The following is a 23199-nucleotide window of genomic DNA, read 5'->3' as shown; positions in this document are numbered from 1 at the left end:
CTAACTGACAAGCGACATTTGATCTATATCGAACTTAGGATAAGAATGTTATACGAGATCAAAAAGTTTATGTTTTATTTTCTGGTGGGATATATTAGATTAACAATGGAAGTATGTTGAGAACAATAAAAGAAAAAATTTTGACAATAGTTGTGGATAACAGCTTTGTCAAAAATAGTTTGATTTTCACTTTATTTGCGACAATTAATAACGGGCTTAATTTTCTCCTGATTTTTTTGCTTTCGGGATATTTATCTAAACAAGCATTTGGTGAATTAAATCTTTTTTCAACGATCTTGTTGGTCTTCACGACTATCATCCCTTTAGGTACTCAGGGGTATATTTCTGTTATTTATTACAAAAAAAACAAGAAATATATAAATAGGATTATGAATACGATCATTTCATTATCTTTAATCGTTTTTCTTCTATTTTCCTTTCTATTTTATTTGTTACCATCAAGTATAACAAATTATATGAGCATCCCACTTGAGTATGTTTATTGTGCCATTGCTATTTGTTTTTTTCAGGTCATATACTTAATGCTTTTGGAAGTCTTTCGTCTTGAGGAGAAACCTGTCAAATATGGTCTGTTAACGATGACCTTTGTAGGTCTGAATATTGGTTTGACATGGTATTTATGTGTACAGAGAAATTATGGGTGGGAGGGACGAGCTCTTGCTCAGTTCATATCAAGTATTATATGTTTCGGGATTTCAATTTATTACTTACGTCAATTGGGCTTCTATATTGGGTTTAATGTAAATAGAAATCACTTAAAACGAATAACTCGCTTTGGTTTACCTCTAATCCCCCATAGTAGCACAGTTTGGCTAAGAATGGGATTAGACCGTTATATTATAAATTTCTTTCAAGGATCTAGTATTTTAGGATCTTTTAGTTTTATTTTCAATTTTTCAGGTCTCATACTTATGGTTGGAACCGCTTTTAATGCATCTAATTCAGTATTTATTTTTAAGAATCTAACAAGCGGCTCACCAAATATTAGTGTTAAGTTAAAGAAACAAGTCTTAATCATGACCATTGCCTTTGCAGTAATTACGGTTATATCCATGGTTGTAATTTATGGAATCATTAAATTGTTTATGCCTAAATACATTGACGCTATTCCATATATATTTCCTCTTTGTGCTGCGGCTTTTTTTCAATGTATATACTATTTGTTTGTCAATTATATTTTTTATTATAAAAAGACGAAGGAATTGATGTATATCACTTTTTCTATTTCAATAATTCATGTAATTTTATCTATTTGCATAACCAGATATACCGTTGTTGGTTTAGCATATTTAAATTTGTTATCTAATTTCATAATATGCTCATGTGTTATATATTATAGTAACAAATTATATCCTATACTCCGTAAACAAAATATAAATGAGTAAATTTAAACTAAAAGACACAATTGATAGGCTGATCTACAGAGGGTTCAATGTTCTCTCAGAGCTACTTTTTTATATCAAGAGAAAAGAAAGGGCATTGGTAGCCCAGAACGTTCAATATAAGGGGAAACATCAAGGGGAAAAGTTTTTTATTATGGGAAATGGTCCATCACTTAATACACTTAATCAAAAACATTATGAGTATATAAGTAAGCATATATCTTTTGCTGTAAACCTCTTTTATAAGAATGATAAATTTCCAGAGTTTGAGCCTACGTATTATGCAATGGTAGATCCTTTGTCTATTACTAAGGCTTATGAGAGTATGTACACAGAGTTTGATAATAAATACAAAAACTCTACTCTAATAGCAGATTATCGTGCAAAGGAATTAGTGGATAAATTGGATCGTAGAAACAGGTCTATATATCTTTATTCTAAAAAATTTCCAACTGATCATATCGAATGTGACATCTCCTCAAATAGTTTTATAACTATGAATGTTGTGAGCACATGTATTTTGATAGCTATATATATGGGTGCAAAGGAAATATATCTATTGGGAACAGATTATAATTCGTTTGCATCACGTAGTGATGTCCATTTTTATAAAGAAGAAGAAGGATTAAACAGAAAGATTGAAAATAGATTGGGATATCAACTTAAATACTATCACATAACTACAGAATTTCATTACTTAATCGCTAAGCTTGCCAAGGAAAAAGGTGTAAAAATTGTAAATCTCTGCGAAACTAGTTTACTTGATGCTTATCCATTGGGCCGTTTTGAAGATTTAATAAATAATATTATACCAAATGAATAAAGCAAAAGAACCACATATTTATGTGCAATTTATAATCCCAGCTTATTTTATTTTTCTGATAAGCAAATTTGCAATTGGAGATAGTATTCCTGGTGCTAATGCTCTTTTTACGTCTTTGTTTGTTATGATGGGTTATAGTGCTCTTTTTTTGCTTTTAAGACGTTTTACTAAAGGTGCAATTATTCCTGCTTTTGTTTCTTTATTAGCCTTTTGTGTTTTATTTATTGTTCCCTTTAGTGAAAATTACCGGCTTGTAGACTTTTTTTTAGTATTCAATTATTTTGGAATAGCTCTAATTCCTGTTTTTTACACTTTAAATTTTAAAATATATAGATTATTGGCTTATTTGACTATTTGCTATTTCTTTTTTTTTATCATAAAAGGAACAGTGCCAGATGAAGTGTTTTCAATAAGTCGAAACTTCATTTCTGTTGTACTATTAATTAGTGTAGGTTTTCATATTATTTCGGCAACACAAAATAATAGAAAACCAAGTCCTTTAATTCTGGTACTAGCGTTGTTTGTTGCAGTTTGGGGGGTAGGTCGAAGCGGAATTTTTTCTTTTTCCGTATTGTTAGTATTAATACCTCTTCTGTCAAATTATAAGTTTCTTTATAAGTTTTTATTAATTTCTTTGATTTTGATCTTGTCGATATATGCATATATTTATTTTGCAGATTCAATATTTTATACAGCATTATATCGAATAGAAAACATGGGAGCTGAGGACATACGGGAAACTATGAATCAAGAGTATCTAAATAAGACTTTAACGTCTCTTTCGAATATTATTTTTGGTACTCCATTGCTTGATATTGAGTCATTGGCACAAGTCGAATATAATCCACATAACTCATTTATTCGTTTACATATTTTTTACGGACTGTTTGGTTTTATAATTATAATATTCAGTATTATATATGCGCTCATTAGATATATAAAAATAGGAAATTATGTTTTTATGGTACTTCTTATGGTTTTATTGTTTAGATCATCTGTTGACTCCACCGCTTTCCATGGGCCATTAGATCCACTCATTTTTTATTTATTATTCATGCCATTGAAAAACATTAAATTAGTAAAAAGATGATAAAAAAAAGAATCGTGAGTTTTTATAGAAAACTTAAATCGCTTTATTTTATTCACCGATTTGGTTTAAAGGATATTGAACAACCACTATTTTTTGGTGGGGTCTCGAAAATTAGTAGGGATCTGCATACAGAAAAGTATGTTTTTATCGGCGCAAATTGTACCATATATCCTAAAGTTAGTATAGGTGCGTATTCTATGCTAGCCAATAACGTGTCAATTCAAGGTGATGATCATGAATTTAGAATAGCAGGAATTCCCACTATTTTTTCTGGGCGTAGAGTGGTTCGAAGCACGAAGATAGGACGAGATGTTTGGATTGGTGCTCATGTTCTTATTATGACGGGGGTAGAAATTGGAGATGGTAGTATTATTGCTGCTGGATCTGTTGTGACAAAAAATGTAGAACCATTTTCTATTTATGCAGGTGTACCTGCTAAAAAAATACAAGACCGCTTTACTACGTTAGAAGAACGAAATAAACATGAAGAATTCCTTCGAAAAGATCCGCAGAATATATCGAGAGAAGGATTAGAATTTTGCAATGATTTAGAGATATGATAAAACCATTCATAATTACACTGAGTTTTCTTTTTCTTTTTTTGACGCAATCATTCTTTTCTGTAGGACAGGTTGCTCAAAGAGGGAGGAGCCAGAGATCTATTGAACAGCAGATGCTTAACAAAGGAGCTGTTTCATTAGGAGCTGCACAATACGACTTTACATCTTTTATTGACATACCTAGTAACTCCACGATTGATGGCAATAATAGTGTGTTTAAAGGAGGCGTTAAACTCGTTAAAAAGCGATATTCTTCGCCCAAATTGATACAGATAATAAATAGGAGAAATATTATAATAAAAAATGTAATTTTCGATGGAGGATTTACGAATCAATTTTTTAGCAACGCTAGCAATGCCAGTGAGCTTTTTAACTTAATAAGTATAGAGGGCTCCACAAATATAACCTTCGAAAACTGTACTTTCCGAAATTTTACTTCTAGTTGGAAAAAACAAAATGAGCAATATTTTGGTATATTGGGGATTAGGCGTTCTAACACAATTAAGTTTATCGATTGTAGGTTGGAGAATTTCCAAACCGAAGGTATCGTGATGTATGAAACAAATAACATCGTAATAAAGAATTTAAAAGTAGAGACAACTGTTGGATGGACTCCATTACATTTTTGGTATTGTGATGGTATTGTCTGTGACAATATAAGTATTAAAACACACCGAAATGGTGGAAGTGCTATTACGGGAGCCTATAGTAATGCCGTTTTTTCCAATATAAATATTGTTGGTGGTAAAGGAATTCAGTTTTCAAATGAGAAAAACGAGAGGCCATATGATTCGAAAAATATTGAGTTCAGGAACTGTAATATAAAAACTAGTTCATTTGGAATAGGAAGATGGAATTATGATAATCGTTTTAGTGAAAATGTACGCATAAGCAAATGCTCAATTTCCTCTTACGGGACTAATCCAGTATATTTTTGGGCGATACGATTTGATAATGTAAAGAGAGGGTATATTGAATCCTCTAGTTTAAGCTCTGTTCAAAAGAATTCGTCTCTTATTTGTTTGAGTAATACTGATAACATTAATGTCACCAATAATCGAGGCACAGGCTATAATATTGTTTACCTAAATCTTAACAGTAGTTTAAACGGGTTAAATATTGACAATAACACTTTTACTTTGCAACCTTCCTCTAATTTTAATAGTGGAGTTGAGGGAACTTTCATTGTAAGTAAGGATGGGCCTAAAGTTAATACTCCGTTGACTCTTTCAAATGTGTCTATTACTAACAATCAGGTTTCAGACATATCAAACGGCATCCTTTATTTGCAGAACCATCTTAATAATTCGCTTTTAAGAGTAAAAAATGTTACTGTTAGAGGTAATACATTCAAATATCCTAGTACATCCAATTTTCAATTCAATAGTATTTATTTTTCCAATGCTCAAGATATTGCTTTGGAGGATAATCAAATTATAAATTCTGGATTTCTGCAATTTGACAATACAAAAAACTTAAAGACGAATAATAATAAGATAGTAAACAGTAGATTGAAGAATCTATGGAAAATCAAATAATCATCTTAACAAGATAGAGAATATGAAGATACAAAATAAAATCCTCTTAATTACAGGAGGTACAGGTTCCTTCGGGACAGCTGTTTTAAATCGCTTCTTGGGTACAGACCATTTTAAGGAAATTCGTATATTTTCTCGTGACGAAAAGAAACAAGATGATATGCGTAATCTATATAGGAATGACAAAATAAAGTATTATATAGGTGATGTAAGAGATTATGCGTCAGTTGAACCGGCTACACGTGGGGTAGATTACATTTTTCACGCTGCAGCACTAAAGCAAGTACCTTCTTGTGAGTTTTTTCCTATGCAAGCGGTTAAAACAAATGTTGAAGGTACACAAAATGTGATTCGTGCAGCAGCTTCAAGTGGCGTGAAAAAGGTTATTTGTCTAAGCACAGATAAAGCAGCTTATCCAATTAATGCCATGGGTATCTCCAAAGCAATGATGGAGAAAGTGGCTGTGGCCGAAGCACGTAATCTAACAGATACCGTTGTCTGTTTGACACGTTACGGTAATGTAATGGCATCTCGGGGTTCAGTAATTCCTTTATTTTTGAATCAAATTCAAAAAGGTGAGGCAATTACAATCACGGATCCAAATATGTCAAGGTTCTTCATGTCTCTCGAAGATGCAGTAGATTTGGTACTATTTGCGTTTGAGCATGCTAATCCTGGAGATCTCTTTGTTAATAAAGCCCCTGCGGGTTCTATCGGTGATTTAGCAAAAGCATTGATGGATCTTACTGGAAAAGAAGTGCCTGTGAAAATCATTGGAACAAGACACGGGGAAAAACTTTATGAAACACTATGTACTCGTGAAGAGATGTTGAAGGCGGAAGATATGGGCGACTTTTATCGTGTTCCAGCAGATAATCGTGATTTAAATTACGCCAAATATTTTTCTGAAGGAGAAGAAGATGTCTCGAAGATCGAAGATTATCATTCTCATAATACAGAGCAGCAAGGAGTAGAAGGTTTGAAAAAGCTTGTTTCCAAATTACCATTGATTAGGAAGGAAGTTTTTGGAGAAGATGTTATGCAGTATCCTTATTAATCTAGATATTATATGATTGATTTTATTCAAGGCGGGATTGCTAAGGATCATCGTGGACAGATTCGTTTTGTTAATGACTTTGATATGTCTCAAGTGAAGCGTTTTTATATTATAAAAAATACGGATCTTGACCTAGTTCGCGGATGGAGAGCTCACCGCTTGGAGCAACGTTGGTTTTATGCCCTCTCTGGTAAGTTTTCAGTTGATGTGGTGAAAATCGATGATTGGGATCAGGCTTCTTCAGATCTTCCTATAGAAAAAATAATTTTAGACTCAACTGAAAATAAAGTACTTCATCTTTCCGTTGGGTATGGTACTGCATTTCAAGCTTTAGAATCTGATTCGGAATTATTGGTATTCGCAGATTTTGGTATTGAGAATGCCCAAAATGACGATTATACCTATCCATTAGATTATTTCAAAAATAGAAAAGAGCAATACATATGAAAATAGGAATAACGGGACAGAATGGATTTGTTGGATCTCATCTTTATAATTCGATAGGACTTTATCCTACGGAGTTTGAACGGATAGATTTCCGGAAAGAATATTTCGATGAGGATGAAAAGCTAGATCAATTTGTAGCAGAATGTGATGTAATCGTACATTTAGCTGCAATGAATAGACATGAAAGTGAGCAAGTAATCTACGATACTAATATAGGACTGGTCAACAAATTGGTTGCTTCGTTAGTTAGAACTGGTTCCAAGGCACATGTTTTGATTTCCTCGTCGACACAGGAAGAGCGTGACAACTTATATGGTCGCTCAAAACGTGAAGGTAGGGAAGCCTTGAATAAATGGGCGAATGAAAATGGTGGCAAGTTAACTGGTTTACTTATTCCCAATGTGTTTGGTCCTTTCGGGAAACCCTTTTATAATTCGTTCGTTGCAACATTTTGTTTTCAATTAACGCATGCTGAAAGACCAACGATCGCGAATGATGGTGAAGTTAAGTTAATTTATGTGCAAGAATTAGTTGACGACATTATCAAGCAGATTCGTGAAGGAGAGCATCAACCGTTGTCTGTTGTGGAACCGACAGCCACAAAAAAGGTGTCCGAGGTACGAGCTCTTTTAGAGCATTATAAAGATTTATATCTAGAAAAAGGAGAGATTCCGGTATTGAATGATCGATTTGAACTCAATCTATTTAATACTTACCGGTCTTTTATGGATCACAAAGCTATTTATCCGAAAAAATTTCAACTTCATACAGATCCGAGAGGTACATTTGTTGAGATTATCCGCATGGGCATCGGGGGGCAATCTTCATATTCGACGACTGTACCATCAATTACTCGGGGTAATCATTTTCATACACGAAAAATAGAACGTTTTGCCGTAATTCAAGGAAAAGCACGTATTCAGTTGCGGAAAATGGATACAGATGAAATACTTGATTTTTACTTGGATGGTCAGGAGCCATCTTTTGTAGATATGCCCATTTGGTACACACATAATATCACGAACATAGGTGAAGAGGAGCTGATTACGTTATTTTGGATAAATGAACCATATGATCCAGCAGACCCGGATACCTATTTTTTAGAAGTATAACAAATTTAAACTAAGCCTTAGAGCTAAAATAGAATATGAAAAAATTAAAAGTAATGACGGTTGTTGGTACTCGACCGGAGATTATTAGATTGTCACGCGTACTGACTGCACTGGATGCATCAGAGGCTGTAGATCATGTGATTGTGCATACAGGACAGAATTACGATTACGAATTGAATCAAATCTTTTTTGAAGATTTAGGACTTCGTAAGCCAGATTATTTTCTGGAAGCGGCTGGGAAAACAGCAACAGAAACTGTTGGAAATATTTTGATCAAAATTGATCCGCTATTGGAAGAATTGCGGCCTGATGCATTCTTAGTGTTGGGGGATACGAATTCTTGTTTGTGTGCAATTCCCGCAAAAAAACGTCATATTCCCATTTTCCATATGGAGGCGGGTAATCGTTGTTTTGATCAGCGTGTTCCCGAAGAAACGAATCGTAAGATTGTTGACCACACAGCAGATGTTAACTTAACATATTCTGATATTGCCAGGGAATATTTACTGCGTGAAGGCTTACCTGCTGACCGTATTATCAAAACTGGGTCACCAATGTTTGAAGTGTTAAATCACTATTTGCCTGAAATTGAAGCATCGGATGTGTTGACTAAATTAAATTTAGAAGAGCGTAAATTCTTTGTCGTTTCATCGCATCGTGAAGAGAATATCAACAACGAGAAAAATTTTAGAGGTTTAATGGAATCTCTAAATACAATCGCCGAACAATATGGTTATCCTGTGATCGTGTCGACTCATCCACGTACTCGAAATATGCTCGATAAGATGCAGATAGAAATGCGTCCAGAGATTCAATTCCTCAAACCATTGGGATTTCATGATTATAATGCCTTGCAGATGCGCTCTTATGCAGTATTGTCAGATTCGGGAACAATCTCCGAAGAATCTTCGATCTTAAATTTTAGAGCTTTAAATATTCGTCAGGCGCATGAAAGACCGGAGGCTATGGAGGAAGCTTCAGTTATGATGGTGGGCTTGTCCCCAGAACGAGTGTTACAAGGATTGACTCAAGTATTAAAACAAGAGGTTGGTGATAAAAGAAATTTCCGGCAGGTTGCCGATTATTCAATGCCAAATGTTTCTGAAAAAATGGTTCGTATTATACTTTCTTACACGGATTATATAAGAAGAGTGGTGTGGTCAGAAGAGATTTAAACAAAAAAATGAGCTATTCTCCAAAAATACTAATTCATAGTATTGCTTTTAGTCCAGATGGTGTATCCACGGCTTATCTTTACAATGATATTGCTTTGGCTTTTCAGCAAAAGGGATATGAGGTGGTTGTCTTAACAACGACCCCTCATTATAATGTGCTCCCTGATGAATTGGCAAAGCAGCCAATGAAAAAAAAATTAGGTGGATTATATTATACTAGTTCTTTTAATGGAATTAAAGTATTGCATATTCCCCAGAAAAAATTCGGGTCAACTGCATTACGTATTTTAGGATTTGTCTATTGGCACATTCTATCATTAATTTTAGGCTTGGCTGAAAAAAGAGTGTCTGCAATTTTATCACCATCTCCACCGTTGACCATAGGCTTTATCAATTTATTAATAGGGAAAGCTAAGGGAGCGAAGGTCGTCTATAATGTTCAGGAAATATATCCTGATTTTCTGATAGAACAGGGAGGCTTAAAATCCAAACCTATTATTGCAATCCTTAAATGGTTGGAAAAATTGGTTTATAATAAATCTAATGCTGTTACAACCATTGATCAAGTTTTTTATGATACCATTGTTGGGCGTTTCAACGAGCCTCAAAAATTACATATAATTCCAAATTTTGTTGATACAGGACTGTATAGACCTTTGGCCGACGAAGAGATTATTTTAGATAAGAATCTTTTTGCTAACAGTGATACAATTAAAGTAATGTATGCTGGTAATATTGGTCATGCGCAAGACTGGGAACCTTTATTGAGTGCTGCGATTTTACTAAAAGATCAACCAATTGAGTTTTATATTATTGGCGAGGGGGTAATGAAAGACTATGTTATGGAAAAGGTAAAGATCAATGGGTTAAATAAAGTGCATATTCTTCCATATCAGCCAAGAGAAAGTATGCCACATCTATTGGCTTTTTCAGATCTCCAGTTTATTTTCATGTCTAAAGAAATGGAAGGACATGGTTTCCCTTCAAAAGTTTATACAATTATGGCTTGTGCTAAGCCACTTGTTGTATGCTCTGGTGCAAAAACACCAATCGTTAACTTTCTGCAACCACAGCAATGTGCCAAGTTAATTACAACAAGAGATTTTGCAGAAAAAGTAAATGAGATTGTAGCTTTTCTAAAAGGAAGTTCGAAAGAGAGCTTGCGCACTCTGGGTGATGCCGGTTACGAGGAAATCACAAAAAAATATTCAAAGGAGGTGGTGACAGCTGATTATATCCGTTTAATCAATAAACTAATCTAATTATGTCCATAGTTATCACGGGAATAACCGGTTTTGTTGGTCAAAATTTAAAAAAATATCTAAATCTACATCATATAGAGGTCGTGGGATTAAGTTTACGCGATCAAGATTGGAAAAGCCATTTTCCAAAACAAGCGAAAGCTGTGATACATCTTGCAGGAAAGGCTCATGACACAACAAATACTTCAGCGGATGATGAGTATTTTAAAATTAACCGTGATTTGACCATTACGTTATTTGAAGAGTTTTTGCGAACGGATATACGGGATTTTTTTTATTTTTCTTCTGTCAAGGCGGTTGCGGATACGGTTGAAGGTATTTTAGATGAAAATATACAGGGAAAGCCAATAACAGCATATGGCAAATCTAAATTGGAAGCAGAAAATTTTCTTCTTAAACAGAATTTGCCAGAAAATAAACGGCTGTTTATCGTTCGTCCATGTATGATCCATGGGCCAGGAAATAAGGGGAACTTAAATCTTTTATATAGTATTGTTAAAAAAGGTATTCCTTGGCCGTTAGCAGGATTTCAGAATCAGCGTTCTTTTTTAAGCATTGATAATTTGAGTTTTCTAATTGAACAAATGCTTTTGCGAGCCGAACTTAAGTCTGGAATTTATAATTTTGCTGATGACAATTCGTTGTCTACAAACGAGCTGGTTAATCTGATATCGGAAACGCTTGGAAAAAAAGCAAAATTATGGCATATACCAGCTGGATTAATCCGGACTGGTGTTAGAATTGGAGACATATTGCCCTTACCACTTAATTCTGAACGGTTGAAAAAACTTACGGAGTCATATGTGGTTTCAAATGCGAAAATTAAATCAGCTCTTGGAATTGAAAAACTTCCATTAACAACGAAAAAAGGACTAGAATTAACAATTCGATCTTTCAAAAGTAATCCCTAAAATAGGCCAAATATAAATTTTTATAGAAAATGATATATATAATTATACTAATTGCTTTATTTGTTTTAGAGATCCTATATTTTAGAGTTGCAAATCATTTTAATATCATTGATAAGCCAAATGAAAGATCTTCTCATTCTTCCATTACTCTAAGGGGAGGAGGAATTATTTTTTATTTCGGAGCAATTATCTTTTTTTTTCTGTCTGATTTCCAGTATCCTTGGTTTTTTCTTGGACTGACCATGATGACAGTGATTTCCTTTTTGGATGATATTTTTACTTTATCAAATAAACTCCGACTATTAGTTCATTTCGCTTCGGTTCTCCTCATGTCTTATCAGCTCGATTTATTTGATATGCCTTGGTATTATCTATTGATAGGATTTATATTTGTTGTAGGGGTAATCAATGCTTATAATTTTATGGACGGAATCAATGGTATCACCGCATGTTATAGCTTAACTGTTGGCGGATTATTGATGCTCGTCAACCAAGAGCTCCATTATATCCAACAAGACTTACTGGCCTATACTTTATTAGCTATACTGGTTTTTGCCTTTTTTAATTTTAGGACAAAAGCGAAGTGTTTTGCTGGCGATGTAGGATCTGTTTCGATTGCATATATTTTGTTATTTGCATTGGGTAGCTTGATTCTCTCTACGGGAAATCTTATTTATATTCTTTTCTTAGCAGTTTATGGTGTGGATGCTGTATGGACAATTGTCCGCCGTCTGGCCCTTAAAGAAAATATCTTTGAAGCACATCGCTCGCATCTATATCAGTATTTGGGTAATGAGGCTCGTGTTAATAAATTGCTGGTTTCTTTTATCTATGGGGCAATTCAATTTGGAGTAGGACTTCTAGCAATTCAGTTCGCTTCGAAAGATTTTATAACACAATTGACTTTTGCTATGGCAATTATAATCGGATTGAGCCTCATTTATTTAATAATAAAAACGTATATAATTAAAAAGTACACTTAGTCTTGGTATCTTACATAAGAAATATAGAATAAGGCGGAATATAAGGTCATATAGATTTTAGGCACAAATCTTGCTCACCTGATGCTGTTCTAAAAAGAAGGCATTGATAAAATGGTATTTTTAGAGAGAGTATGAAGAAAAAAATATATTTTTGTCGTTAAATCAGTCAATCAATTTATAATTTAAAATAACACATGCGATTAATTTCAAAGTATGGTTTAGCTTTAGGACTATTTTTAGGGGTCTTAATGATGTTTAGTTCTTGCGGATCGCGGAAGAATATGGTTTACTTACAGCCTGATTCGACTCAAATTAATACATTATACGAGCAATATGTTCCGAAGATTCAAACAAATGATATCTTGACTATTGTCGTCTCTGCAGCCGACCCAAAAGTTACAGCTCCATTTAATCCCTTGAGCTCAATGGCAAATGGTAATTTGACTCAACAGACTGATATGGCCTTAAGACCAACTTATACAGTTGATGATAACGGAGATGTTATATTGCCTATGCTTGGAAAGGTGCATGTAGCAGGGTTGACAAGGGTGCAAGCCATCGAAAAAATTAGGAGCGAGTTGGGACAATATATTAAGGATCCTGGTGTAAATATTAATTTCAATAATTTTAGGGTTTCTGTACTGGGGGAAGTCGCAAGACCGGGTTCATTTATTATGCCAACAGAACGTGTAACGGTATTGGAAGCATTAGGGATGGCTGGTGATTTGACAATTCGAGGCGTTAGGGAAAACGTTATGATAATTCGCGAAGTAGATGGGCAGAAAACTACACATCGTTTGGATTTAACCCAGCAAAATACATTAAATTCACCGTACTATTATTTGGCACAAAATGATGTGATTTATGTTGAACCCAATAAATCACAAATCAACAACTCTAAGCTTGGCAGTAACACAAACGTTATTATCTCCATTGCTGGTTTATTAATCACCGTAATTTCAGTATTGACCCGCTAATAGAACTCATGGAACAACAACCAATACAGTTAAAGGAAAAAGAAGAAGAGATCAATTTAAGGCAACTTTTTGAGCAATATGCGTATTATTGGAAATGGTTTGTATTAGCAGTTATTTTGTCCGTTGGGATAGCTATTGTTTATCTGCGTTATGCACAGAAAACATATAGCACGACTGCAAAGATCTTATTAAAAGATGAAAAGAGTGCATCGGCAGGTGAGCTTGCTGGTATCACGGAGTTAAGTAGTATGGGATTTGGAGGGACGCGCTCTGCATATGTGGCGGACCAAATTGAAGTGCTTTCCTCTCGAAGATTAATGCGTAAGGTCGTGGATATGCATAATCTCAATGTAACCTATATCTTAAAGGGAAATATTCGGTCTTCTGAAATCTTAGAGAAAGAAATGCCTTTCTTTTTGCAACCTCAAGGCAATCAGGATAGTATCAGAGTAAGCCTTCAAGTGATTCTAAAAGAAAATAGTACCTTGCATATTACAGATTTAGTTTCCGGGGAGAAATTGGTTGCAAATTTTGATAAAAATCTAAAAATCGGAAAAAATAGTGTTATTTTTCGACGCGGGGCTAGCAAGAAAATTAATCCTAATGCAGAGTATATCGTTAATGTGCTGCCCAAAAATTGGGCAGTAGACGCTAATTTAGCGGCAATTAGTATTTCTCCAAATAAGGAAACTCAATCTTATATTGTGAATTTTTCCATGATATCCGTATTGGGTAACAAAGCTGAGCTGATTTTAAATTCGTTAATCGATGTCTATAATGCTGATCTAACAAACGATAAAATGCGGATGACTCGTGCGACCTCAGATTTTATCAATAAACGTTTGATGATAATCTCCAAAGATTTATCGGGTGCAGATGAAGAAGCTGCTGAATTCAAGTCCAATAACGCTATGGTTGATATGGCCACAGAGGCTGGAGTATTCCTGAATACTGCTTCGGATAATGATAAGAAAGTATTGGAGTATCGCACACAGCTACAACTGGTAGATCATATGAATGATTACTTGAGAAATCAGGAGGTTGGGAAGTTATTGCCTTCTAATATTGGTTTACAGGATGCTTCCATTGGTTCTTCAATAGAAGCATATAACAAATTGGTACTGGAACGTGACGATTTATTAAAATCGGCATCTGATCAAAATCCCGCTGTCGTTGCGTTGAATGAAAGTATAACAGAAAGTGACAAAAATATTCGTCAATCTCTGAGAAATTATCAAAAGGTAACTCAATTGGCATTAAATAGTATTCAACAAAAATCGAATGAAATTAGAGGACGGATTAGTTCTATCCCAAGTCAAGAGCAGGGTTTTAAAAAGATTTCAAGACAACAGCAGATTGTTGAATCTCTCTACCTATTGTTGTTGCAGAAGAGAGAGGAGAGTGAAGTTAAAGCTGCAGCGACTCCTGATAACCTCAAGATAATTGATGCCGCTTATGGAAATGGTACCCCAGTTTCACCGAAGAAGCCCATTGTATTATTTGGTGCTTTGGTTGCAGGATTCTTAATTCCTTTTGTGATTTTTTACTTGAAGTTTTTATTAGATAATAAAATTCACTCTAGAAAAGATATTGAAGAGATCGTAAAGATTCCGGTTTTGGGAGAAATACCTTCTGCCGAGGATACGATTGTACATTTAAATGATCGTTCCTCATTGGCTGAGGCCTTCCGTATTTTGCGTACAAATATGAACTTTATGTTTGGGGCAGAAAAAAAGGATGCGTCTAAGGTTGTATTTGTGACATCTACGATATCTGGTGAGGGTAAGTCTTTTGTTACGACGAATCTTGCACAGATCTTATCCATGTCTGGCAAGAGGGTTGTGTTAATTGGTGCAGATATTCGGAGTCCAAAAGTGTTGGATTATCTAGGTTTGTCCCATTTGCAGCATACTAACGTAGGGATTACGCAATTCTTAATAAATCCAGAGATGAATGTGGATAATATCATTATTAAGAAACCCGGGAACTATGATTTCGATGTAATCTATTCCGGTTATATCGCACCAAATCCAGCAGAGTTATTAATGAATGGTCATTTTGATGATGTCATTAAATATACTCGTGAACATTACGATTATATTTTGGTGGATACAGCACCGGTGAGCTTGGTAACGGATACGCTGTTGATTGCGCATAATTCGGATTTAACATTGTATGTTTCTCGGGTTAATTACTTGGATAAACGTCTGTTACAAGTACCTAGAGAGTTGTATCTAGATAGTAAATTGAAAAACCTTGCGGCTGTAGTAAATGATGTAGACTTCGCTAGAGGTTATGGTTATGGCTACGGTTACGGTTATGGTTATGGCGACAAAGAGAAGAAAAAGAAATCGACCCTGGCTCAGTTATGGCAGAGCATTAAAGATCGCTTAAATATAAAATAATACTGCAATTAGGGGATTTTGGCCTTATTGTTGTTTGAACCCAAGTCGATTACTTCGACTTGGGTTTTTAATTTTATAATAATATCTAATACCAAACGTTTTGACTATAAACTTTTGTTATTGCTAATCAATCACTATGAGAAAAAAACTATTAAGCACATTTATTGGATTATTTCTATTTGGAATTGTAGCTGCTTACGCGCAGTTTTCACGACCTATTAGTGTAGGAGCCGGCGCTGGTGCTACATTTAACCTAACAGACTTGGGTAATGTCGAATCTAAATTTGCATTTTATGGAGAGCTGGATTATTTAATTACACCCTATATATCCGTAGGTTTACACGGTGAAAAGGGTACCTTAACTGGAAATGGCTACGAAAGTGAATTTAAAAACCGCTATTTCGCTGGAAACCTAAATGGAAAGGTTCGTTTGGGGCAATTTTTGGACCATTCCAACAATTATAGCTATTACACATTAGGCGCAAATACATTTTCACGGATTCTTTCGAATATCTATGTAGGAGCTGGAGCAGGACTGGTGAAAAATCGTATTGCGAGAAAATTAGATCCAAGATATGTAGATGCAATTGTAAATCAAGGTGGAGAATTCGCTGAGGATTTAGGTGAAATTCATTTTGTAATCCCTCTGAATGTTGGTGTAGATATTCCCTTTGGTCGAACTTTATATGGCCCACAATGGGCAATCAATGTGAATTACCAGCATACTTTGACTACAAATGATAACTTAGACGGAATTATAAACAGAAATAACGATCAATATGGATTTGTTTCCGTCGGCCTAAAGTATGCGCTTTTCAACAGGAAATAGATAGCTTAATGTTTCAAAGACAAAATAAAAGAAATGGAAAATAAAATATGCAGACAATTTACAAGTCCAATATTTGGATTTTTGGCTTTAGCAATCTTAATTAGTTTCTCTGCCTGTAAATCAAATTCAGCAATCTATAAAGCGCCAAAAGTAAATGCTTTCCGGGGAGGTAAATTACCTGCACCTCCAGGTATGATTTATGTTCCTTCAGGAACTATACTTTTTAAAGGGTCACTTGATAGCGGAAATGTAGGTAAGAATGTAAGTGTGAGTGCGTTTTTCATTGATGAAGCTGAAGTAACAAATAAACAATATCGTGAATTTGTTAATTGGGTAGCTGACTCAGTTGCAGTCACAGATTATCTACAGGATGATCAATACTTTTTAGAAATAGCTGGTGAACAAGTTGGACAACGCAGAATTAATTGGGCAAAAGTAAAAAAAGTGTCTCCGTTGTGGAAAAGTAATGACCCCAATATTCAAGAGCGATTGGCTCCTATGCTGGAAATGAAAGGAAATCGAAGGGCACTCAATCCCGAAGTAATTAAATATCGTTTTTCGTATTTGCAATCAAAAGGTAATGTGAAAAAATCGTATGTCACGGATTCTGTCGCGGTAATGCCAGTGGAAGATATTTGGACGAAAGATTTTCCAAATGCACAATTAGCTTCTTTAGATGCGAATTACTTTACGCATTCATCTTTTGACTATTATCCTGTTGTGGGTGTTACTTGGAGACAAGCGCGAGCGTTTACCGATTGGCGTGCCAATGAAATGGCGTCCACGGTTTTAAAAAACTCTTACCTTAACGGTTATCAGTTAAGTTTGAGTCTCCCTACAGAAGCTCAATGGCAATATGCGGCTTCAGGAAAATTAGACCCACAAGATACAATTGCAGGTTCAAGAATGACTATAGATGGTACTGAAGGTAAAAAGAAATTAGCTGTAAACTTTAAACAAGGAGATGGTACTTATTCAAGGGATGGTGCAACATTCACATTGCCGGTTAAGTCTTATATGCCGAATGCGTTTGGTGTTTACAATATGGCGGGTAATGTTTCCGAATGGACGTTAGATGCCTACAGCCCCTCTGCAGTCGTATTTGTAAATGACCTTAATCCTGCATTATTATATGACGCTGACGAAAAAGATGGCGATGCACTCAAACGGAAGGTCGTACGTGGTGGTTCATGGAAAGACAACGGTGAACAACTAAATAGTGAGACACGTAATTATTCGGTGGATTATGAACCCCATTCTTATATCGGTTTTCGTTGTGTGATGTCCGCATTCGAGATGCCTACAGTGCAAAGTAAAACACGTAAGTATTAATTCTTGGCTGTAAAATATAAATTCAATAATGATGAACATGAAACTATTAATAACAGCTTCCATGACATTGGTCATGGGATCGTTGTTCGCCCAGCAAGAGACGACAATAGATACTGTTCCTGGAAGACAGGATACCTTAAATAAAGTAATGTCTGCAATACCAGCTGTGTCAGGAGAAATTAATCCCGACACAATCCCTACGACAGATGGCTTTTATCAGGCCAACAATATGGAAGATGCTGTGCCCTTTGCATATCCCGAAGTAAATAAAAAGAATATCCGGTTTTATAAGCGAGTTTGGCGTGATATCGACCTGAAAGATGAAAAAAACTATATCTTGGCTATTCCAGGAAATTCCTTAATTGAGGTCGTGATGAAAGCGATTGAAAAAGGAAAATTATCCCTATATAGTCCAGATGACGATTCATTCAAAGGACGGCTAAGTGCACAGGAAGGAATGGCTCGCTTTGCGGATAGTGTATTGGTGCCCATCTTTGACGGTGAAGGAAATCAGATCGATTCGAAAATGGCGCTCAATGAATTTGATCCAAGCCGCGTGACCAAATTTCGTGTTAAAGAAGATATCTTCTTCGATAAACAACGAAGCAGATTAGAGACTCGTATTATAGGTGTAGCTCCATTAATGAATATCACCACGTCTGCGGAGCTGGCCGAATCAGTGGGGGCGACACCCGCCTTTTGGCTCTATTTCCCGCAATTGCGCTACAGTTTAGTACAAGTTGATATTTCTGATCCGGATAAGGGGCTCTATGATATGACTATGGACGATTTCTTTGTGCAGAATAAGTTTGCAAGTACAATTGTACGCGAATCATCGCCAGGTATGTTGCAAAATGTCAAAGAATCTGAGAATGGTGGACAATTACTGGATGGTCGAAAAGTAGAAGAGAAGTTGGATGCCTATAAAAAGAAATTATGGAGCAACCCAAAGGGAGTCAAAGCTGAGGAATTGGAAGGAAATCAGTCAAATATACAACAACAGCAAGAAAGTAAATCCACCGATGCTGAAAAGAGTAAGAAAACGGAAGAGAAATTATAAATTGATATTAGACTTTTGCACGGAGAGTTTAGTATCTATGCAGAAAATGTCTTAAAGATTTTTTGAAAGGGCAGCTCATTGTGAAGTAGGTATGGGCTGCCCTTTACATGTAAATTTTAAATCTAATCCATATCCTTCCCGATAAATTTAGAATATGCCTGTACCCAATAGTAGAAAAGTGCTTCCTGTGGAGCATATTTAAAATAACGGAGGAAATTTAAAAAAAGGCGTTTTGAAGCTTTAGGTTGAACCGATATGGTCGATATGGTCTTTCCTCCTTTAAATCTTTCATCATTATAACCGAAACTTCCAGCATGCCAGACCTCGTTGATCATCCACGAAACATCCAGGTCTTCGGGATAGGGAAATGGAACATAAGATTTTGGCAGTCCAATATAATCAACCAAAATTTTATGTAATAAATGAATCCATCTCAATATACCCGCTTTCTTATAGATCTGTTTTAAAGCGATTGGATCAATTGTATTTGAAAGGGTATAATAGAGACGGGCGGAATCGCAAAACTGTCGTAGTCCGATTCCAAACCCCAATAGATGCTTCAAAATATGAGAATTTACTTGCAACAGCTGCATTTCGGGTGCGAGTAACCTGATTGGTACATTGTGAATTAGCAATTTTTCATAACTATCGCTATATTTTCTAGAAATCTTTCTTAAATAGTTGTATTTTAATGGGCTACGGATATCAAAAAGTTTTTTATGATGTTCAATATGAACCCCTTGCCAATCATAGTCCAGGCTAAATCCTGCGGTATCTTGAAACGCTATACCTTCTGTTTTCAATTGATTACGGGCTACAGAATACCCATCTGCTTCAAAATACCAATCCACATCGCCACTAATACGATGAAGTGGGGTGCGGTAACAGTTCGCCACCCCTTGACCTTTCTGCAAGATTGGACGGAGCCCTAATGCATTAAAAGAATCAAACTGCTTTGCGATGACCTCATTCATTTGTAGATTATTCCGTTCGACACGGTCTATTCTTACAGCCCATTTTAATCGTAATGATTGAGGTGGGAGTTGATTTTCTTCCAAAAAAGGAAAGCTGTCATAAATTAAGCCCTCTATTGTATGGTCGATGGCATAATGATGTATTTCATTCCAATTATCAATAGTTAGTGGTTGATCTAAAAATAGGGTTCCTTCTCCCCATAAACCTATTCGTAGCAATTGAAAAAATGTATCCTTTAGTTGGTTGTTCATTTAGATTCTTCGCAAAAACAATTTATCCAAAGATAATGATTTTCACGGTACTCCCGCAGCTTTGAATTGTCTAAATTTGTGGCGAATAGCATAAATCTATTTGCATCAATGATAAAGATAACAGCTCAATTAGATACCTTCATCATCGTTTATTTATCTTTTAATTTAGTAGTTTTGCACTGCTAATTATTTTTGAAGACATACAATTGCTTCCTCTGCCGCAATAAAATACACGAACGACTAGAAATTTTAAAAAAAGTTATTAATCCTGCTATTTTAGGTACGATAAATGCAATCAGATATGAGGGATACTTTAAAATATTTAATTACTGAAAGGGATACTTTTTAATTGCAAAATACGATTAAGGTATATAATATTCTTTATATAATTTAGATGAGTAATTTATGGAAAGAGGGCTTGTCCATCAACAAGCCTCGTTGGATAATTCTGCTGTTGGACATGATCATTGTCTTGACAGCTTTTTTTGTCAGTTATGTTCTTATATTCAAGCATAGGGGAGCGGTAGATATCGATGATATGGTCAGGCAGGCATTGCTTGTTTCGGCAGTCTATTTGATTTGGTTCTGTATCTTGGGCACATTTAAAGGAGTTGTTCACAAGACGGGTATTCGCGAATTGCAACGTATTGTCTTGGCGATTGGATTGGCCTATTTTTCTGCTGAACTCATCTGTAAAGGAATAGAGTGGTTGTATCCCTCCTATGATGGCATACTTCCTTTCTCGGATACACAACTTCTTTTTCACGCGTTAATAGCAGGTTTCGGAATGACCTTTAGCCGGGTACTTTATCGGGCCCTGTATCATGAGCTGATGTGGGGGAATAAAGATAACCGTATTCCTGTTATCCTTTTTGGGGCCGGTAATATGGGAAATACGACCTTTCACTTTATCCATACCACCTCGCGTAATAAATACCGGATCGTGGCCATTTTGGATGACAACCCACATCGTATAGGCAACCGTATTCAAGGTTTTAAAATCTATGATATAAACGATTTAAATAAAGATTTTGTACTAAGGCATGGCAAGGCATCTGAAATTATCATTGCCGTGGATGATCGGAAACCGGAGCGATTGAATAGGGTGTTTAAGCTCGCCGAACCGATTCCATTAATTGTTAAAATTATTCCAGATACTGCCCGTCTATTGGCAGGTGAAGTGGCGACACGGCAAATCCGGAGTTTGCGTATTGAGGATTTATTGGGACGAAAAGCGATTGATCTGGATAACCCAACCATTGCTTCGGAAATGAAAGACCAGATCGTACTGGTAACCGGAGGAGCTGGTTCAATTGGTGGTGAACTGGTGCGCCAGCTGGCCCATACTGACTTAAAACAGCTTATCGTGGTAGACCAGGCTGAATCCGCTTTGTATGATATACAACAGGAATTGAGTAGCAGCAATCATTTTGCCCGTTGTATCTTTATTGTCGGGAATGTTCGGGATGAGTCCTTTATGGACACCTTGTTCCAGTTTTATAGACCTACCTATGTTTTTCATGCAGCAGCCTATAAGCATGTGCCTTTAATGGAAGCCAATCCTTATGAGTCTATTTTAACAAATGTATGGGGATCTTACAACGTCGCCCTGTTGGCCGATAAATACCATGTTGCCAAATTTGTGATGGTTTCTACTGATAAGGCTGTGAACCCAACGAATGTAATGGGGGCAACCAAGCGTGTCGCCGAAATCGCGATATCAACGGTCAATATACGTTCGAAGACTAATTTTATTGTAACCCGATTTGGTAATGTATTGGGCTCTAATGGCTCCGTCATCCCTCTATTTGAGAAACAGATGCTCAAGGGCGGGCCGCTGACAATTACCGATGAAAATATAACCCGGTATTTTATGACCATACCCGAAGCCTGCCAATTGGTTCAGGAGGCTGCGGTAATGGGTAAAGGTGGGGAAATATTTGTCTTTGATATGGGCGAACCAGTTAAGATTATGGAGCTCGCCAAGCAGATGATTAGGCTCAAAGGCTATAATTATCCCGAAGATATTGATATCAAAATTGTCGGTCTCCGTCCTGGAGAAAAAATCTTTGAAGAGCTTCTAGCGAATGGAGAGAATACGGAGAAAACCTATCATGACAAGATTATGATTGCAAAGGTCAATACCCCGGACTTAGCTTTGCAAAAAACGCGTGTGGAACAATTATGTGCACTTGCGAAAACAGCCGATCCGAACGAAGATAAAATGAATTTGGTGCAGTTGATTAAGGATATTGTACCCGAATACCGCTCCCAGAATTCGATGTTTTCGGCATTGGACAAATAACCCTCGTCAGGATGTAAATAGTAAATGGATTTTTAGTTCAAAAATAAGTATCTTTATATAATTGGCAATAGATGAGTTTGTTATGAAGCTATTTATTTTTTGGCTATTTTTTACTTTTGCGATCAAGTGTCTGGTGGCGCAGGAAAAATTTGATCCTGTTGCTTGGCAAGCTCCATATAGTCTTAGTCTTGACGGCTGGGGAATAGAGCGGTTTCCGATACCCATAGACTTTGCACCTAAAATTCCCTACAAAGGAGTAGAAGATGTGCGCTTTACAACCGGATGGAGTAAGCCCGAGAGCGATGAATACTGGTCTTATGCTTTTTTGTGGTATGTGGAAGGAACTCAAAAGCTTGAGGCAAAAACAATTGAAAAGAATCTGGCGATGTATTTCGATGGACTCGTAAATCGGAACATAGAAAAGCGTGCCTTGCCGAAGGCTCTGATTAAGAAAACCAAGGCTCAATTCAAGAAGTTATCCAAACCGGAGGGGGAGGACGTATCTACCTTTAATGGAACCATCCAAATGGTGGATTACATGGGTAAAAAGCCAATTGTTCTACATGCAACTGTTCATTTAAAAAAATGTGCTGGCACAGATCACACAATTATTTTTCATCAGTTTTCACCGCAAGAACGAACTGCTCCTATATGGGCAAAATTAAATGGATTATGGTACAGTTTTCGTTGTACCCAATAAACCT

General features: G+C 35.9%; 19 protein-coding genes and 2 pseudogenes. 20 read left to right on the top strand and 1 reads right to left on the bottom strand.

What is annotated here, in order from left to right:
• Positions 1–113: 113 nt before the first annotated feature.
• The 18 genes and pseudogenes from ABFX33_RS11060 (at position 114) to porN (ending at position 18964) form a co-directional block, all read left to right on the top strand.
• Positions 114–1406 (top strand): oligosaccharide flippase family protein, encoded by a 1293-nt coding sequence (locus ABFX33_RS11060; protein WP_346086122.1) that lies wholly within the window; start codon positions 114–116, stop codon positions 1404–1406.
• Complete coding sequence (locus ABFX33_RS11055) at positions 1399–2226, top strand: 6-hydroxymethylpterin diphosphokinase MptE-like protein (RefSeq protein WP_346086121.1); 828 nt, start codon at positions 1399–1401, stop codon at positions 2224–2226. The genes ABFX33_RS11060 and ABFX33_RS11055 overlap by 8 nt, the downstream gene beginning before the upstream one ends.
• Positions 2219–3316, top strand: a complete 1098-nt coding sequence (locus ABFX33_RS11050; RefSeq protein WP_346086120.1) for a hypothetical protein — start codon at positions 2219–2221, stop codon at positions 3314–3316. Before ABFX33_RS11055 ends, ABFX33_RS11050 begins: the two co-directional genes overlap by 8 nt.
• A pseudogene (locus tag ABFX33_RS26710) lies at positions 3313–3528 on the top strand (hypothetical protein); the annotation flags it as partial. The gene ABFX33_RS11050 and the pseudogene ABFX33_RS26710, both read left to right, overlap by 4 nt.
• An 84-nt stretch (positions 3529–3612) precedes the next feature.
• Positions 3613–3777 (top strand): annotated as a pseudogene (locus tag ABFX33_RS26705) (DapH/DapD/GlmU-related protein); the annotation flags it as partial.
• Positions 3778–3872: 95 nt separating this feature from the next.
• Entirely contained in the window at positions 3873–5414 is a 1542-nt protein-coding gene (locus tag ABFX33_RS11040) for a right-handed parallel beta-helix repeat-containing protein (RefSeq protein ID WP_346086118.1), read from the top strand.
• A 22-nt stretch (positions 5415–5436) separates the two neighbouring features.
• Positions 5437–6471 (top strand): polysaccharide biosynthesis protein, encoded by a 1035-nt coding sequence (locus ABFX33_RS11035; RefSeq protein ID WP_346086117.1) that lies wholly within the window; start codon positions 5437–5439, stop codon positions 6469–6471.
• A 12-nt stretch (positions 6472–6483) separates the two neighbouring features.
• Positions 6484–6918 carry a WxcM-like domain-containing protein gene (locus ABFX33_RS11030; RefSeq protein ID WP_346086116.1) on the top strand — a complete coding sequence of 145 codons (435 nt, stop codon included), beginning with the start codon at positions 6484–6486 and terminating at the stop codon, positions 6916–6918.
• Positions 6915–8030: a polysaccharide biosynthesis C-terminal domain-containing protein gene (locus ABFX33_RS11025; RefSeq protein ID WP_346086115.1), complete on the top strand. Its 1116-nt coding sequence runs from the start codon at positions 6915–6917 to the stop codon at positions 8028–8030. Before ABFX33_RS11030 ends, ABFX33_RS11025 begins: the two co-directional genes overlap by 4 nt.
• A 35-nt stretch (positions 8031–8065) precedes the next feature.
• Positions 8066–9205 carry a non-hydrolyzing UDP-N-acetylglucosamine 2-epimerase gene (gene wecB / locus ABFX33_RS11020; RefSeq protein WP_346086114.1) on the top strand — a complete coding sequence of 380 codons (1140 nt, stop codon included), beginning with the start codon at positions 8066–8068 and terminating at the stop codon, positions 9203–9205.
• Entirely contained in the window at positions 9187–10467 is a 1281-nt protein-coding gene (locus tag ABFX33_RS11015; RefSeq protein WP_346086113.1) for a glycosyltransferase family 4 protein, read from the top strand. Before wecB ends, ABFX33_RS11015 begins: the two co-directional genes overlap by 19 nt.
• Positions 10468–10469: 2 nt before the next feature.
• Positions 10470–11378: an NAD-dependent epimerase/dehydratase family protein gene (locus ABFX33_RS11010; protein ID WP_346086112.1), complete on the top strand. Its 909-nt coding sequence runs from the start codon at positions 10470–10472 to the stop codon at positions 11376–11378.
• Positions 11379–11407: 29 nt separating this feature from the next.
• Positions 11408–12361, top strand: coding sequence for an MraY family glycosyltransferase (locus tag ABFX33_RS11005; RefSeq protein WP_346086111.1), 954 nt, complete (start codon positions 11408–11410; stop codon positions 12359–12361).
• A gap of 194 nt (positions 12362–12555) precedes the next feature.
• A complete protein-coding gene (locus tag ABFX33_RS11000) occupies positions 12556–13338 on the top strand; it encodes a polysaccharide biosynthesis/export family protein (protein WP_346086110.1) in 783 nt (260 codons plus the stop codon).
• An 8-nt stretch (positions 13339–13346) separates the two neighbouring features.
• The gene (locus tag ABFX33_RS10995) at positions 13347–15743 is read left to right on the top strand and encodes a GumC family protein (protein ID WP_346086109.1); all 2397 of its coding nucleotides are present in this window, start codon (positions 13347–13349) and stop codon (positions 15741–15743) included.
• A 136-nt stretch (positions 15744–15879) separates the two neighbouring features.
• Positions 15880–16572, top strand: coding sequence for a hypothetical protein (locus ABFX33_RS10990; RefSeq protein WP_346086108.1), 693 nt, complete (start codon positions 15880–15882; stop codon positions 16570–16572).
• Between the two features lie 33 nt (positions 16573–16605).
• A complete protein-coding gene (gene porK, locus ABFX33_RS10985) occupies positions 16606–17904 on the top strand; it encodes a T9SS ring complex lipoprotein PorK/GldK (protein WP_346086107.1) in 1299 nt (432 codons plus the stop codon).
• Between the two features lie 37 nt (positions 17905–17941).
• Positions 17942–18964, top strand: coding sequence for a type IX secretion system ring subunit PorN/GldN (gene porN / locus ABFX33_RS10980; RefSeq protein ID WP_346086106.1), 1023 nt, complete (start codon positions 17942–17944; stop codon positions 18962–18964).
• A gap of 122 nt (positions 18965–19086) precedes the next feature.
• Here porN and ABFX33_RS10975 read toward each other — a convergent pair whose 3' ends face one another.
• Entirely contained in the window at positions 19087–20190 is a 1104-nt protein-coding gene (locus ABFX33_RS10975; RefSeq protein ID WP_346086105.1) for a nucleotidyltransferase family protein, read from the bottom strand.
• 394 nt (positions 20191–20584) lie between these two features.
• Here ABFX33_RS10975 and ABFX33_RS10970 point away from each other — a divergent pair, with 394 nt between their 5' ends.
• Both ABFX33_RS10970 and ABFX33_RS10965 read left to right on the top strand, forming a co-directional pair.
• Positions 20585–22495, top strand: a complete 1911-nt coding sequence (locus tag ABFX33_RS10970; protein WP_346086104.1) for a polysaccharide biosynthesis protein — start codon at positions 20585–20587, stop codon at positions 22493–22495.
• 82 nt (positions 22496–22577) lie between these two features.
• Positions 22578–23195, top strand: coding sequence for a hypothetical protein (locus ABFX33_RS10965; protein WP_346086103.1), 618 nt, complete (start codon positions 22578–22580; stop codon positions 23193–23195).
• Positions 23196–23199 lie beyond the last annotated feature (4 nt).

Origin of the sequence: Sphingobacterium ginsenosidimutans (assembly GCF_039536865.1) — a bacterium.
Classification (GTDB): domain Bacteria; phylum Bacteroidota; class Bacteroidia; order Sphingobacteriales; family Sphingobacteriaceae; genus Sphingobacterium; species Sphingobacterium detergens.
The sequence above is the reverse complement of the archived record's forward strand: the minus strand, read 5'-3'. Positions and strand labels throughout refer to the sequence as shown.

What these genes read in the sequence shown, in the direction of transcription:
- ABFX33_RS11060 (WP_346086122.1), top strand. Translation starts at nt 114, where the DNA reads ATGTTGAGAACAATAAAAGAAAAAATTTTGACAATAGTTGTGGATAAC.
- ABFX33_RS11055 (WP_346086121.1), top strand. Translation starts at nt 1,399, where the DNA reads ATGAGTAAATTTAAACTAAAAGACACAATTGATAGGCTGATCTACAGA.
- ABFX33_RS11050 (WP_346086120.1), top strand. Translation starts at nt 2,219, where the DNA reads ATGAATAAAGCAAAAGAACCACATATTTATGTGCAATTTATAATCCCA.
- ABFX33_RS11040 (WP_346086118.1), top strand. Translation starts at nt 3,873, where the DNA reads ATGATAAAACCATTCATAATTACACTGAGTTTTCTTTTTCTTTTTTTG.
- ABFX33_RS11035 (WP_346086117.1), top strand. Translation starts at nt 5,437, where the DNA reads ATGAAGATACAAAATAAAATCCTCTTAATTACAGGAGGTACAGGTTCC.
- ABFX33_RS11030 (WP_346086116.1), top strand. Translation starts at nt 6,484, where the DNA reads ATGATTGATTTTATTCAAGGCGGGATTGCTAAGGATCATCGTGGACAG.
- ABFX33_RS11025 (WP_346086115.1), top strand. Translation starts at nt 6,915, where the DNA reads ATGAAAATAGGAATAACGGGACAGAATGGATTTGTTGGATCTCATCTT.
- wecB (WP_346086114.1), top strand. Translation starts at nt 8,066, where the DNA reads ATGAAAAAATTAAAAGTAATGACGGTTGTTGGTACTCGACCGGAGATT.
- ABFX33_RS11010 (WP_346086112.1), top strand. Translation starts at nt 10,470, where the DNA reads ATGTCCATAGTTATCACGGGAATAACCGGTTTTGTTGGTCAAAATTTA.
- ABFX33_RS11005 (WP_346086111.1), top strand. Translation starts at nt 11,408, where the DNA reads ATGATATATATAATTATACTAATTGCTTTATTTGTTTTAGAGATCCTA.
- ABFX33_RS11000 (WP_346086110.1), top strand. Translation starts at nt 12,556, where the DNA reads ATGCGATTAATTTCAAAGTATGGTTTAGCTTTAGGACTATTTTTAGGG.
- ABFX33_RS10995 (WP_346086109.1), top strand. Translation starts at nt 13,347, where the DNA reads ATGGAACAACAACCAATACAGTTAAAGGAAAAAGAAGAAGAGATCAAT.
- ABFX33_RS10990 (WP_346086108.1), top strand. Translation starts at nt 15,880, where the DNA reads ATGAGAAAAAAACTATTAAGCACATTTATTGGATTATTTCTATTTGGA.
- porK (WP_346086107.1), top strand. Translation starts at nt 16,606, where the DNA reads ATGGAAAATAAAATATGCAGACAATTTACAAGTCCAATATTTGGATTT.
- porN (WP_346086106.1), top strand. Translation starts at nt 17,942, where the DNA reads ATGAAACTATTAATAACAGCTTCCATGACATTGGTCATGGGATCGTTG.
- ABFX33_RS10975 (WP_346086105.1), bottom strand. Translation starts at nt 20,190, where the DNA reads ATGAACAACCAACTAAAGGATACATTTTTTCAATTGCTACGAATAGGT.
- ABFX33_RS10970 (WP_346086104.1), top strand. Translation starts at nt 20,585, where the DNA reads ATGAGTAATTTATGGAAAGAGGGCTTGTCCATCAACAAGCCTCGTTGG.
- ABFX33_RS10965 (WP_346086103.1), top strand. Translation starts at nt 22,578, where the DNA reads ATGAAGCTATTTATTTTTTGGCTATTTTTTACTTTTGCGATCAAGTGT.